This is a genomic window from Microbacterium neimengense, assembly GCF_054782995.1.
Genome location: NZ_BAAGRK010000002.1, coordinates 114365 through 126448, shown reverse-complemented (window position 1 = coordinate 126448; position 12084 = coordinate 114365). Strand labels below are relative to the sequence as shown.

Below are 12084 nucleotides of genomic sequence, written 5' to 3'. Positions count from 1 at the left end.
TCGGCGAACGGATGCTCGTTCGCGTGCGTGCGGCGGGCGCTCAGGCCTCGCGCGGCTCCAGCACGAAGATCGCGATCTGACGGTCGGTCTTGGTCTGGTAGACGGCGTAGTCGGGCCACACGGCGACCGCGCGCTCCCACCACAGCTGGCGTTCGTCGCCCTCGAGCTCGCGCGCGGTGTAGTCGCGCTTGACGGCGCCGTCCTGCAGCTCGACGTGCGGATGCTTGCGGATGTTGTTTCCCCAAGCGGGCTCCTCCGGTGCCCCGCCCTTGGAGGCCACGACGAGGTAGTCCCCGTCGTGCTCGACGCGCATGAGCGCGGTCTTTCGCAGGCCACCGCTCTTGGCGCCGACGGTGGTCAGCACGATGATCGGCACCCCGCGCAGCTCACCGCCCTCGGCACCGTTGGTGGCTTCGTAGAGCTCGGCTTGCGACCGGGCCCACTCGGACGTGCTCGGCTTGTACTCCCCTGTCAGCGGCATGCGTCCAGGCTACTGCGGCGAGATACGACGAAGGGCGGATTCGGGGGCCTCGGCCGCCCGCATCCGCCCTTCGCGAGGTTGTCTTACAGGCCCTGGATGATCTCGCGCATGAGCGCGGCCGTCTCGGACGGCGTCTTGCCGACCTTCACACCCGCGGCCTCGAGCGCTTCCTTCTTGGCCTGCGCGGTGCCCGCGGAGCCCGAGACGATGGCGCCGGCGTGGCCCATCGTCTTGCCCTCGGGCGCCGTGAAGCCGGCGACGTAGCCGACGACCGGCTTCGTGACGTTCGCGCGGATGTAGTCGGCGGCACGCTCCTCGGCGTCGCCGCCGATCTCGCCGATCATCACGATCGCCTTGGTCTCGGGGTCGGCCTCGAACGCCTCGAGCGCGTCGATGTGGGTCGTGCCGATGATCGGGTCGCCGCCGATGCCGATGGCGGTCGAGAAGCCCAGGTCGCGCAGCTCGAACATCATCTGGTAGGTCAGCGTGCCCGACTTCGACACGAGGCCGATCGGGCCCTTGCCGGTGATGTTGGCGGGCGTGATGCCCACGAGCGACTCACCGGGCGTGATGATGCCGGGGCAGTTCGGACCGATGATGCGGGTCTTGTTGCCCTTCTCGATCGCGTAGGCCCATGCCTCGGCGGAGTCGCCGACCGGCACGCCCTCGGTGATGACCACGAGCAGCGGGATCTCGCTGTCGATGGCTTCGATCATGGCGTCCTTCGTGAACGCCGGCGGGACGAAGGCGATGGAGACGTCGGCGCCCGTGGCCTCGATGGCCTCGGCGACGCTCGCGAAGACCGGCAGCTCGACGGGGTTGCCCTCCTTGTCGGTGTGCGAGACGGTCGTGCCGGCCTTGCGTGCGTTCACGCCGCCGACGACCTGGGTACCCGCCTTCAGCATGAGGGCGGTGTGCTTGGTGCCCTCGCCGCCGGTGATGCCCTGGACGATGACCTTGGAGTCCTTGTTGAGGTAGATCGACATGTCTGTGTCCTTATCCGATGCGGGCGATCAGGCGGCGGCCAGCTCGGCGGCCTTGTCGGCGCCCTCGTCCATGCCTGCTGCGAGGGTCACGAGCGGGTTGTTCGCGGCGGCGAGGATCGCGCGGCCCTCCTCGACCTGGTTGCCGTCCAGGCGCACGACGAGCGGCTTGGTCGCGGTGTCGCCGAGGATCTCGAGCGCCTTGACGATGCCCTCCGCCACGGCGACGCACGAGGTGATGCCGCCGAAGACGTTGACGAAGACGCTCTTGACCTGCGGGTCGCCGAGGATGACGTCCAGGCCCGCCGCCATGACGGTGGCAGAGGCGCCGCCGCCGATGTCGAGGAAGTTCGCGGGCTTGACGCCGCCGTGGTTCTCGCCCGCGTAGGCGACGACGTCCAGCGTGGACATGACGAGGCCCGCTCCGTTGCCGATGATGCCCACCTGGCCGTCGAGCTTGACGTAGTTGAGGCCCGCAGCCTTCGCCTTGGCCTCGAGCGGGTCGGCCGCATCCTTGTCCTCGAGCTCCTCGTGCTCGGGGTGGCGCACCTCGGTCGCGTTGTCGTCGAGGGTGACCTTGCCGTCGAGGGCGATGATGTTGCCGCTTCCGTCGAGGATCAGCGGGTTCACCTCGACGAGGGTCGCTCCCTCGCCGGTGTAGACGGCGTAGAGCTTGACGAAGACGTCGGCGACCTTCTCGACGAGTTCCTCGGGGAAGTTCGCCGCGCGGGCGATCTCGACGGCCTTGGTCTTGTCGATGCCGGTGAGCGCGTTGACCTCGATGCGCGCGAGAGCCTCGGGCTTCTCGACCGCGAGCTGCTCGATCTCCATGCCGCCCTCGACGCTGGCCAGCGACAGGTAGGAACGGTTGGAGCGGTCGAGCAGGACCGAGAAGTAGAACTCCTTCTCGATGGAGGCGCCCGCGGCGACCATGACGCGCTTGACGACGTGGCCCTTGATGTCGAGGCCGAGGATCGCCTTGGCCGCCTCGTACGCCTCGTCGGGGGTCTTGGCGACCTTGACGCCGCCGGCCTTGCCGCGCCCGCCCGTCTTGACCTGCGCCTTGACCACCACGACGCCGCCGAGCTTCTCGGCTGCCGCCTTCACCTCCTCGGGGGTGTCCGCGACGATACCGGCGAGCACCGGCACCTCGTACTTCTCGAAAAGGTCTCGTGCCTGGTACTCGTACAGATCCACTGGGCTTCCTTCGCTGGTCCGAGGGAGGGTGACGCAAAACGTCTCGACGTCGAGATATCGACCAGTCCCCCAGCCTACTCCCCGCGCGGGAGTGCTCCGTTCACGCCTGTGCAGACGAGGGCGGCCTCACGCGCCGCAGATCCGACAGCGCAGGGCCCTCGATGCGGCGCCCGTCGGGCGTGAAGCGTGAGGCGTGCAGCGGGCAGTCCCACGTGCACTCGGCGTCGTTCCAGTTCAGCACGCCTCCCAGGTGCGGACAGACCGCGGAGACCGCACGGATCTCGCCGTCGACCCGCGAGACGCCGACGGGACGCCCCGCATCCGAGCCGACGACACCCTTCCCCTCCGACGGGATACGGGGCGGATGCCGGAGCGCACCCGCCCAACCCTGGACCGCACGAACGCCGACCTCGGCGTTCTCCGCCGCTCCCTTGGCGAGATCGGCGGGCACCGTGATGCGGGTGCCGAGCAGCCGCATCCAGTCCCCGCGCTCACTCTCTGCGATGCCGTCGATCTCCGCGGCGATCCGCAGAGCGGCGGCGGGGCCATTGGTGAGGCCCCACTTCGCGTAACCCGTGGCGAAGCGCACCCGGCCGCCGGTGCGGGGCATGACTCCGGCGAAGGGGATCAGGTTGTGGGAGGTGTAATCCTGCGCCGACCAGCGGTGGGTCGGCACCGCCTCCGGCACGTGGCGCCGGGTCCAGGCGATCAGCTCCGCGACGCGCGCACGTTCGGACGCGGCGCGCCCGACCGGGTGTCCGCCGCCGCCGACGATCAGCCGCGTCTGCTCCCATCGACCATCACGCTCGGACACGGTGCGTACCGATCTGCTCGGGGCATCCGCGGAGAGGAACATGCCCTCCGGGAGGGTCACCTCCTCCGGCACGGCGAAGGCCACGGCGTACGAGCGCATCGCCGAGACCTTGGCGAAGTACAGTCCGCGATCGAGCACCGCCGCGCCCGTCGCCAGCACGATGCTCTCCGCGACGATGTCGCCGTGAGCGGTGTGCACCGTCGGCCTCCGAGATGTCGAAACGCCCGTCGCCCGCACGCCGGTGTGCAGCGTGCCGCCCGCGGCGAGGAAGGCGAGCGCGAGAGCGTGCGCGACCGCATCCGGGTCCATGCCCAGCTGGTCGTCCAAGGCGACGGCGGAGCGGGCGGGGAAGGGCAGGTCGAGTTCGTCCGCTGTCGCCCACCGCACCGGCAGCCCGGCCTCGTGAGCTGCGTCGAACTCCTCGCGCACACGGGAGCGGCCGGCATCGTGCTGCGCGTACGTGAACGCGGTGCGCGCCTCGAAGGGCAGGCCCGCACGATCGGCGAACGATCGCAGCCACAGCTGTCCGTCGAGATTCGCCTGCGCGTACGCGCGGACGAGGGAAGGCGAGTGGTGAGCGCGCAGCGTGGACAGCTGCGTCCCCTGCAACAGCGACACCTTGCCCGTGTTCGCGCCCGTCGCGAGCCCCGCGACCTCGCGCGCCTCGAGCACGACGACCTCGTGCCCGGACTCCGCGAGCAGCAGCGCCGTCGCGAGCCCGGTGATGCCCGCGCCCACCACGACGATCTCGTGCTCCCCGGGGACGAAGGGCATCGCGGGGACGGTGCGAGCGTGCTGCTTCCAGAGGGACTCCATGCGGCGCAGTCAACGCGCACCGCGGTCGATGCCCTCGGGGCTTGACACGGCGGCGGAGTCGACGGGCCGGTGCGGGAGCAGGTCTAGGCTTGCTCCGCAGATGAGCGAGACAGCTTCCCCCTCAGCCGCGCGTGACGATGTCGTCGCCGCGGCCCTCGACCTGTTCGCGCGGCAGGGTTTCGAGGCGACCTCGGTCGACCAGATCGCCCAGGCCGCCGGCATCTCGCGCTCCACCTTCTTCCGCCAGTTCGGCGGCAAGGACGACGTCGTCTTCGCCGATCACGAGCTCCTGCTCGACAAGCTCCGCACCTACCTCGCTCGCCCCCACGAGAACCCGTGGGAGGCGGTCTGCGAGGCATCGATGCAGGTCTACCGCCACTTCGCGGCCGACCCCGAGCTCGCCCGGCGCCGCTACGCGGTCGTGCGCGACGTGCCGGCACTGCGCGACCGCGAGATCGTCACGGTGTTCCGGTACGAGCGGCTCTTCGACGAGTATCTGCGCACGGCGCTTCCCGGTCTCGACCCGCTGGATGCCGTGAGCTTCGCGGCCCTGGTCACCGCCGTGCACAACCACGTGCTCCGCCGCCTTCTGCGCGGACCCAAGAAGGTCCCGGCCTCGGCGCTGCGCCGAGCCCTCGACGACTGCCTCGACAAGTTCGGGGTCGGCGAGCGGGCAGCGGCCGCAGCCGACGACGTCGTCGTGGCCGTCTTCCCCCGCCGCATGCCCGCCGCGGAGGTCGCCCGACGCCTCCGCGACGACCTGCGCTGAGCCCCTCCGCGTCGCGCGGCGCGACATCTGCACGATCCGTGGTGCAGGAGTCACGTGATGTGACGGATGCGGCACCCTACCCCGCATCCGCCGTGCACACGTCGCGGTATCCGGCGCGAACCGAGCGCGACTCAGGGCGCGGGCAGCAGCGACAGCCCATGCAGGAGATCGCCGCGCGAGGCGGCCGCGCACACGCGCACCCACCCCTCGCCCGAGGCGCCGAAGGCGGAGCCGGGCGCGAGAGCCACGCGCTCGGTGCGCAGGAACTCCTCCGCCCACGCGCCGACATCGCCGCCGGTCGCGTGGCGCAGATCGACCCACAGGTAGAACGCGCCGTCGGGCACCCGGTAGGCGATGCCCCGCGCGTCGAGCAGCGCGGTCGCCGCATCCAGGTTCTGTCGGTAATGCGTGCGGGCGAGAGCGATGTTGCTCTGGTCGCCGGTGAGCGCCGCCACACCCGCGCGCTGATCGGGCGCCGCCACGCACGCGATCATGGCCTCCTGAACCGTGCGCAGGGTTTCATCCATGCCGAGCGGGGTGATGAGAAAGCCCACCCGCACGCCCGTCATGGCGTACGACTTCGAGAGGGAGAACACGCCGAGCACCCTCGGCTCGTCGCTCAGCGCATCGAGCGCGGTCAGGCTCACGTGCGGGTCGCCCCACGTCAGTTCCGCGTACACCTCGTCGCTGATGATCCAGAGATCGCGACGGCGCGCGAGTTCGAGAATCCCCCGCGCGAGCTCGCCGTCGATGACCGTGCCGAGCGGGTTCGACGGCGAGTTCACGACGATCGCGCGCGTCCGCGGTGTGATGAGCGCCTCGATCCGCTCCAGCTCCGGCAGGAAGTTTGCCTCCGGACGCAACGCGTAAGGCACCGGTACCGCGCTCAGCATCCGCGGGCTCATAGAGAACGTCGTGTACCCGGGGTCGGGCACGAGCACCTCGTCCCCCGGCCCCAGAACCAGACCCATCGCCTGATGCAACGCCTGCGTGCCGCCCACCGTCACCCAGACGCGCTCCGGCGACAGCGCGGCACCGTGGTTCGCGGTGAATCGATCGGCGAACGCCTGGCGCAGCGCCGGGATGCCGGCGTTGGCCACGTAGTCGGTCTCGTCCGCCTCCCACGCGCGCGTGGCCGCGTCGATGATGTGCGCCGCCACGGGGACATCGGGCTCGCCGACCGCGAGCATGGTGACGTCGTCGAGGGTGAGCGCGATCTCGAAGATGCGACGGATGCCGCTGGGGGGAACGGATCGCAGGTGGTCGCTGAGGGCCGGCACCCGCTCAGGCTAACGCGTCACGGCAGCGCATCGCACGGTGGAACTGAGTCCCATAATTGGCGGGACAGCGTCCCACGCGACTATCGTGTGCGCATGACCTCTCTGCCGGGCGACATCGCCGCCGCCTACGACGTGACCGGACGGCTGGACACCGACTACTACGCCGTGTTCGCCGACATCCCGGCCGCCGATCGCGCCGTCTGGGACCGCGCGAAGGGTTACGTCGACGAGGTCGGCGATCGCATGGTCGCCGCCTGGGACGACAGCTCCTACCCCCTGGACCTCGTCACACGCCTGGGCGAGCTCGATCTGTACAACGACGGCATCGACCACCCCCGGCTTACGCATTTCTCCCCGCTGGCCGCGGGCCTGGTCAACATGGAGGTGTCACGGGGCGACGGATCGCTCGGCACGGTGATCGCGGTGCAGGGTGGTCTCGCTCTGCGCACCCTCGCCCTGTTCGGCTCCGCCGCGCAGCAGGAGCGGTGGCTCGAGCCGCTCGCCCGCGGCGAGGTGCTCGGCTCCTTCGCACTCACCGAGCCCGACCACGGATCGGACTCGGTCTCACTCGAGACCGTCGCCCGCCGCGACGGCGACGAATGGGTTCTGCGCGGCGCGAAGAAGTGGATCGGCAACGGCGCATCCGGCGGCATCACGTTCGTCTGGGCACGCGTGGACGACGCCACCGCCGACGAGCACGGCGCGGTGCGCTGCTTCCTCGTCCCGCAGGAGACGGCGGGCTACAACGGCACGGTGATCGCCGGCAAGGCGTCGCTGCGCGGCATCCACCAGGCGCACATCGCACTGGAGGACGTGCGTGTGCCGGTGGATGCGGTGCTCCCCGGCACCCGGAGCTTCAAGGATGCATCGACGGTGCTGTACTCCACCCGCTCCGGCGTGGCATGGTCGGCGCTCGGGCATGCCACGGCCTGCTACGAGGCCGCGCTCTCATACGCGCAGCAGCGGGTGCAGTTCGGCAAGCCCCTCGTGAAGTTCCAGATGGTGCAGGAGCGGCTCACGCAGATGCTCGACGAGCTGACGACGATGCAGCTCTACTGCCGTCGCATGGCGGATCTCGAGACCTCGGGCGAGCTGCGGCCGACACAGGCCTCCCTCGCGAAGTACCACAACACCCGCGCCGCACGTCGCATTGCCCAGACCGCGCGTGACCTCATGGGCGGCAACGGCATCCTGTTGGAGAACCGGGTGATCCAGCACATGGCCGACATCGAGGCCATCCACACCTACGAGGGCACCGAGAGCGTGCAGGCCCTGCTCATCGGACGCGACATCACGGGCACCGGCGCGTTCGTCTGAAACCAGTGTCACCCCGGAGTCCACGCGTCAAGGCGCAGACGCCGGTCGGATGCGGCCGATACGGTCGTCGCATGGGACTGTTCCGCCGCGCACCGCAGGAGGTGACGCTCACCTCCCGCGAGGTCGAGCTCACCGCACACCGGGCTCCGTGGAGCCTCTGGGGAGATGCGTTCGGGCGCCTCGCGATCCGCGGTCTGCAGATCATCGTGATCGTCGCGATCCTGGCCGGAGCCATCTGGGGCATCCGCCAGGTCACGGTCGTCGTCATCCCGCTCATCCTCGCCCTCATCTTCGCTTCGGCCTTCGCGCCGGTCATGACGTGGATGCGGCGCAAGGGCGTGCCGTCGATCCTGGCCACCCTCCTCACGCTGCTCACCGTCGTCGTGCTGCTCACCGGGCTCGGGTGGATCATCGTGTGGGCGATCCGCGATCAGTGGGACGACTTGTCGTCGCAGGCCCAGGGCGGCTTCCAGCAGCTGCTCGACTGGGTCAACACGCTGCCGTTCGCCCCGACCTCGGCGCAGATCGACGACTGGATGGGGCAGCTGGGCGACTTCGTGACGAGCGCACAGTTCGGCAGCGGCGCTCTCGCGGGCGTCGGTGCCGTCGCGAACTTCGTCACGGGTCTCGTTCTGATGGTCGTGATCCTCTTCTTCTTCCTCAAGGACGGTCCGCGGATGTGGGAGTTCCTCCTGCGCCCGTTCCACGGCACGTCCTACGTGCGCGCGCGCCGCATCGGCGACAAGTCGGTGCAGGTGCTCGGGTCGTACGTGCGCGGCACGGCGGCGGTGGCGTTCGTCGACGCGGTCGGAATCCTCATCGGACTGCTCATCTTGCAGGTCCCGCTGGCGATCCCGCTGGCAGTTCTGGTGTTCCTGCTCGCTTTCATCCCGATCGTCGGCGCCGTGACGGCAGGCGCGCTGGCGGCGCTGGTCGCGCTCGTGGCCAACGGACCCGTCATCGCGCTGATCGTCGTGGGAGTCGTCGTCGCCGTCAACCAGCTCGAGGGCAACTTCCTGCAGCCGGTGCTCATGGGCAGATCCATGAAGCTTCACTCGTTCGTCGTGCTGGTGGCGCTGGCCGGCGGCACCGCGATCGGCGGGATCCTGGGCACCCTGCTCGCCGTGCCGCTGACCGCTGTCGTCTGGGGCATCATTCAGGTCTGGGACGGCCCCGACACCCCGGCGAAGTGGGCGAGGCCCAAGAGGCGCGAACAGCGGGTCGCGGCGGGCGAGAAGACGGCCTGAGGAGCGCCCCGTGCGGTACGAGATCCCGGCCCCCATGCTCGCCAAAGCGGTCAAGGACGTTCCGGATGCGGCGGGCTGGAGCTTCGAGCCCAAGTGGGACGGCTTCCGGGTGCTCGCGGCGTGGGACGGGGAGAGCGTGGAGTTGGGATCGCGCGGCGCGAAGCCGCTCACCCGATACTTCCCCGAGCTGGTCGAGGCGCTTCCGCGGGTGCTGCCCGAGCCGTGCCTCATCGACGGCGAGATCGTCATCCCGACCGGACCCCCGGGCGCGCAGCGACTGGAGTGGGAGGCGCTGAGCCAGCGCATCCACCCCGCGGCCTCCCGCGTCACGAAGTTGGCGGACGAGACACCCGCCCTGCTCATCGCCTTCGACCTGCTGGCTCGCGGCGACCGTGATCTGCGCGACGCGCCGTTCGCCGAGCGTCGCGCCGAGCTCGAGGACCTGTTGTCGGGCGTCGAGCCTCCCGTGCACGTGACCCGGACCACCGACGATGCCGCGACCGCGCAACGCTGGCTCGCGGAGTTCGAGGGCGCGGGCCTGGACGGCGTCGTCGCCAAGCGCCTCGACGACGTCTACCAGCCGAACAAGCGCGCGATGCTGAAGATCAAGCACGCCCGGACCGCCGATGTCGTGCTTCTCGGCTACCGCGTACATAAGAGCGGGGTCGGCGTGGGCTCTCTGCTGGTGGGCCTCTACGACGACGGCGCGCTGCGCAATGTGGGCGGTGTCTCGGCATTCACGGATGCGCGGCGACGGGAGCTCGTCGATGAGCTGGCGCCGCTGGTCGAGCGCGACGGGTCGGGTGAGGCGGTCACGGGCGAGACCGAGCGGTCGCGATTCGCCGCATCCAAGGACGTCTCCTTCGTGCGGCTGCGCCCGGAGCGTGTGCTCGAGGTGCGCTACGACCAGCTCGAGGGGATGCGGTTCCGTCACACCGTGCAGTTCGAGCGCTGGCGTCCCGACCGCGAAGCGTCATCCTGCACCTTCTCGCAGCTCGAGCAGGTCTCGGCCTACGACCTCGGCGAGGTGCTGGACTGACGGATCACTCCTCCGAACGCGCACGGCTGGGCTGCACGCGCGGCGGCTCCCCGGGCATCTTCGGGAACTCGGGCGGGAAGGGCAGCTCGCCGAGGCCGTCGTCGAGGTCGCGCTGCCACCACTCGAGCAGCGTGTCGATGCGTCCGCGGTTGCGGGAGATGTGCTCCCACGGGTCGCCGATCTCCGCGAGGCGGCGCGGCACGGTGCGCACGGTGAAGGCGTGGGGATCGACCGTCGGCAGTTCGTCCCACGAGATGGGGGTGGCCACCGTGGCATCGGGCAGCGCCCGCGGGCTGTAGGCGCCGGCCATCGTGCGATCGCGGTTGGTCTGGTTGAAGTCCACGAAGATGCGCTGCCCGCGCTCCTCCTTCCACCAGTTCATCGTCACCCGTTCCGGCTCGCGCCGGGCGAGCTCCCGGCCCGCGGCGATCGCCGCGTGGCGCACGTCGAGGAACTCGTGCGTCGGCTCGATCGGACAGAAGAGGTGGATGCCGCGATTCCCGCTCGTCTTGATCCAGGACTCGAGGCCTGCCTCCGCGAGCACCTCGCGCATGAGCGGCGCCACGGCGGCCGCATCCTTGAAATCCGTGCCCGGTTGGGGGTCGAGATCGATCCGCAGCTCGACGGGGCGATCGGGGTCCGCTGCGAGGGATGCCCAGGGATGGAAGACGACCGTGTTCATCTGCACGGCCCACACCAGTGCTGCGGGCTCGGTGAGCACGACCTGCGGATGACTGCGCCCGCTGTTGTAGGTGACGGTCACCGCGTCGACGTAGTCCGGGGTGCCCTTGGGCGGGTTCTTCGAGAAGAACGCCTCGCCGCCGATGCCGTCGCGGAACCGCTCCAGCGACACCGGCCGGTTCCCGTTCGCACGCAGGAACGGCTCGGCGACAGCCAGGATGTAGTCGACGAGCTCGCGCTTCGTGATCCCTACGGCCGGCCACACCTCGCGGGACGGACTCGAGACGGAGATCTCTCGGTCACCGCCGGGCCCGGGGACGATCACGGTGGTGCGTTCGCTCGCCATGACCCGACCCTAGGGGCGCAGACCGGCACCCCGCATCCCCTTGCGCTCGAGGTTCGGGCGACCCGCGGATGCGGGCGTCAGGCGCCGAGGGCGAGAACCGGCGCGAGCTGCGCGCGGCTGAGGCGGATCCAGGGCCCGGCGGGGTTCACGATGACGCCCGAGATGCCGTCGTCGGATCGGAGGGCCCGGGCGAGCTGTTCGGGAGTGACCTTCGCCGGCTGGTCTCCGCGGCCGAGGGCGACGAGCTCCAGCGGGTGGGAGAAGAGCTCGAGGATGCGCTCACCGTCCGTCGTGCGGAGCTCGGCGATGCCGATGCGGTCGCCTTCGCCCCGGCGGGCGGCGACCCAGACCGGCGCGTAGGTCAACGCGTCGGCGATGTCGCCGGCCGTCTCGTCGGTGCGGTCGGCGGCGAGAAGCGTCTTCACTGCGAGGTGCGGGTCGAGGTCGGCGAGGGCCTTCTCAATGAGGGGCTTCGGCAGGATGGCGGAGCCGGGGCGCGACGCGTGGTCGACGGCGATGCCGCCGAACTCACCCGCGACGATCTGGCGCAGCAGGCTGATGACGGGCTGGGCCAGCGCAGAGGTGGACGCGTCGCCGTCGGCACGCACCGCATCCTGCAGCGCGCGGCCGCTGGAATAGACGAGCATGTACTTCTGCTCCTGGTACGTGATGACCGAGGTCGGCAGATTGTCGCCCTTGGCGAGGAGTTCCCGGGCGTCGCCCTGCACGCGGATGTAGACGTGCCCCTGCAGCAGCTGGCGCGCCACGTTCATGAGCTCGACCGGCTGCGCCTTCTCGGGGAGCGCCGCGAGGGCGTCGCGCAGCAGGACGTTGTCGCGCAGGCCCGGCACGGTCTCGAGGTCTTTCGACGCCTCCGCGGCGGGCGAGGCGAGGTGCGGCGGCCGGGCGGCGGCCATGGCCGAGACACCCTCCGGCATGGCCGGGGCGGCGTCGGGCGTGCGGCTCTCACCGAAGGTGCTGACCGAGATCGGCACGTGGGGCACGTCCTCGACCGGCGCCTCCGGGGTCGCCTCGGCCGCAGCGGACACAGCCGCATCCCGTTCGGGTTCTTCGGAGGGCTTGGGTCGGCGCGAGAAGAGTGCCATCGGGCCAG

11 protein-coding genes are annotated in these 12084 nt (G+C 70.3%); 4 read left to right on the top strand and 7 right to left on the bottom strand.

The genetic code is table 11. The features are described 5' to 3' along the window. Positions 1 to 40: 40 nt before the first annotated feature. The 4 genes from ACYVJS_RS02045 to ACYVJS_RS02030 all read right to left on the bottom strand — a co-directional run bounded on the left by ACYVJS_RS02045 (position 41) and on the right by ACYVJS_RS02030 (position 4291). Complete coding sequence (locus tag ACYVJS_RS02045; RefSeq protein WP_460737291.1) at positions 41 to 481, bottom strand: nitroreductase family deazaflavin-dependent oxidoreductase; 441 nt, start codon at positions 479 to 481, stop codon at positions 41 to 43. Positions 482 to 564: 83 nt separating this feature from the next. Beyond that, a complete protein-coding gene (gene sucD / locus ACYVJS_RS02040) occupies positions 565 to 1467 on the bottom strand; it encodes a succinate--CoA ligase subunit alpha (protein WP_460737289.1) in 903 nt (300 codons plus the stop codon). 27 nt (positions 1468 to 1494) lie between these two features. Further along, positions 1495 to 2661, bottom strand: coding sequence for an ADP-forming succinate--CoA ligase subunit beta (sucC, locus tag ACYVJS_RS02035; RefSeq protein WP_460737288.1), 1167 nt, complete (start codon positions 2659 to 2661; stop codon positions 1495 to 1497). A gap of 100 nt (positions 2662 to 2761) precedes the next feature. Next, complete coding sequence (locus tag ACYVJS_RS02030) at positions 2762 to 4291, bottom strand: FAD-dependent oxidoreductase (RefSeq protein WP_460737286.1); 1530 nt, start codon at positions 4289 to 4291, stop codon at positions 2762 to 2764. Positions 4292 to 4391: 100 nt separating this feature from the next. Here ACYVJS_RS02030 and ACYVJS_RS02025 point away from each other — a divergent pair, with 100 nt between their 5' ends. Continuing rightward, the gene (locus ACYVJS_RS02025) at positions 4392 to 5060 is read left to right on the top strand and encodes a TetR/AcrR family transcriptional regulator (protein WP_460737284.1); all 669 of its coding nucleotides are present in this window, start codon (positions 4392 to 4394) and stop codon (positions 5058 to 5060) included. A 131-nt stretch (positions 5061 to 5191) separates the two neighbouring features. On the opposite strand, the gene ACYVJS_RS02020 is transcribed toward ACYVJS_RS02025, so the two are convergent. Further along, on the bottom strand, positions 5192 to 6340 hold the full coding sequence (locus tag ACYVJS_RS02020) for a pyridoxal phosphate-dependent aminotransferase (RefSeq protein WP_460737282.1): 1149 nt from the start codon (positions 6338 to 6340) through the stop codon (positions 5192 to 5194). Between the two features lie 93 nt (positions 6341 to 6433). Here ACYVJS_RS02020 and ACYVJS_RS02015 point away from each other — a divergent pair, with 93 nt between their 5' ends. The 3 genes from ACYVJS_RS02015 (at position 6434) to ACYVJS_RS02005 (ending at position 9943) form a co-directional block, all read left to right on the top strand. Further along, positions 6434 to 7657 carry an acyl-CoA dehydrogenase family protein gene (locus tag ACYVJS_RS02015; protein ID WP_460737280.1) on the top strand — a complete coding sequence of 408 codons (1224 nt, stop codon included), beginning with the start codon at positions 6434 to 6436 and terminating at the stop codon, positions 7655 to 7657. A 71-nt stretch (positions 7658 to 7728) separates the two neighbouring features. Then, on the top strand, positions 7729 to 8904 hold the full coding sequence (locus tag ACYVJS_RS02010; protein ID WP_460737278.1) for an AI-2E family transporter: 1176 nt from the start codon (positions 7729 to 7731) through the stop codon (positions 8902 to 8904). A gap of 34 nt (positions 8905 to 8938) precedes the next feature. Further along, positions 8939 to 9943 carry an ATP-dependent DNA ligase gene (locus tag ACYVJS_RS02005; RefSeq protein WP_460737488.1) on the top strand — a complete coding sequence of 335 codons (1005 nt, stop codon included), beginning with the start codon at positions 8939 to 8941 and terminating at the stop codon, positions 9941 to 9943. A 4-nt stretch (positions 9944 to 9947) separates the two neighbouring features. Here ACYVJS_RS02005 and ligD read toward each other — a convergent pair whose 3' ends face one another. Together ligD and ACYVJS_RS01995 are read right to left on the bottom strand one after the other, a co-directional pair. Then, a complete protein-coding gene (ligD, locus tag ACYVJS_RS02000; protein WP_460737276.1) occupies positions 9948 to 10970 on the bottom strand; it encodes a non-homologous end-joining DNA ligase in 1023 nt (340 codons plus the stop codon). Positions 10971 to 11047: 77 nt separating this feature from the next. Next, on the bottom strand, positions 11048 to 12076 hold the full coding sequence (locus ACYVJS_RS01995; RefSeq protein WP_460737274.1) for an SseB family protein: 1029 nt from the start codon (positions 12074 to 12076) through the stop codon (positions 11048 to 11050). Positions 12077 to 12084 lie beyond the last annotated feature (8 nt).

Coding starts and splice junctions, on each gene's coding strand:
- ACYVJS_RS02005 (WP_460737488.1), top strand. CDS start 8,939: ATGCTCGCCAAAGCGGTCAAGGACGTTCCGGATGCGGCGGGCTGGAGC.
- ACYVJS_RS01995 (WP_460737274.1), bottom strand. CDS start 12,076: ATGGCACTCTTCTCGCGCCGACCCAAGCCCTCCGAAGAACCCGAACGG.
- ACYVJS_RS02015 (WP_460737280.1), top strand. CDS start 6,434: ATGACCTCTCTGCCGGGCGACATCGCCGCCGCCTACGACGTGACCGGA.
- ACYVJS_RS02010 (WP_460737278.1), top strand. CDS start 7,729: ATGGGACTGTTCCGCCGCGCACCGCAGGAGGTGACGCTCACCTCCCGC.
- ACYVJS_RS02045 (WP_460737291.1), bottom strand. CDS start 481: ATGCCGCTGACAGGGGAGTACAAGCCGAGCACGTCCGAGTGGGCCCGG.
- ligD (WP_460737276.1), bottom strand. CDS start 10,970: ATGGCGAGCGAACGCACCACCGTGATCGTCCCCGGGCCCGGCGGTGAC.
- ACYVJS_RS02030 (WP_460737286.1), bottom strand. CDS start 4,291: ATGGAGTCCCTCTGGAAGCAGCACGCTCGCACCGTCCCCGCGATGCCC.
- ACYVJS_RS02025 (WP_460737284.1), top strand. CDS start 4,392: ATGAGCGAGACAGCTTCCCCCTCAGCCGCGCGTGACGATGTCGTCGCC.
- sucD (WP_460737289.1), bottom strand. CDS start 1,467: ATGTCGATCTACCTCAACAAGGACTCCAAGGTCATCGTCCAGGGCATC.